Origin of the sequence: Pseudoalteromonas phenolica (assembly GCF_005876835.1) — a bacterium.
In the GTDB taxonomy this organism is placed as follows: domain Bacteria; phylum Pseudomonadota; class Gammaproteobacteria; order Enterobacterales; family Alteromonadaceae; genus Pseudoalteromonas; species Pseudoalteromonas phenolica_B.
In genome coordinates this window covers 1-252 of sequence record NZ_PPSW01000066.1, presented here as the reverse complement: position 1 = coordinate 252, position 252 = coordinate 1, and the positions used below count along the sequence as shown (strand labels likewise).

Here is a 252-nt window from a genome sequence, read left to right as displayed (position 1 = left end):
GAAGCGGATATTAGACTTTAAGGAGCTAGTTGTAGCATGAAAAATTTTGCATTAATCGGTGCTGCGGGCTATATCGCACCACGTCACCTTCGCGCGATTAAAGATACTGGTAATAACCTAGTTGCAGCGATGGATATCAATGATTCTGTGGGTATTATGGACAGTCACTTCCCAGAGGCTGAGTTTTTCACAGAATTCGAAGACTTCACAGCATTTGTTGAAGACCAAGCATTACAGGGTAATAAACTAGAT

The 252-nt window shown here is 41.7% G+C and carries 1 protein-coding gene; it reads left to right on the top strand.

The window, feature by feature from the left end; genetic code table 11:
• Positions 1–36 precede the first annotated feature (36 nt).
• A partial coding sequence (locus C1E24_RS20650; protein ID WP_171040948.1) for a Gfo/Idh/MocA family oxidoreductase occupies positions 37–252 on the top strand: 216 nt, incomplete at its 3' end.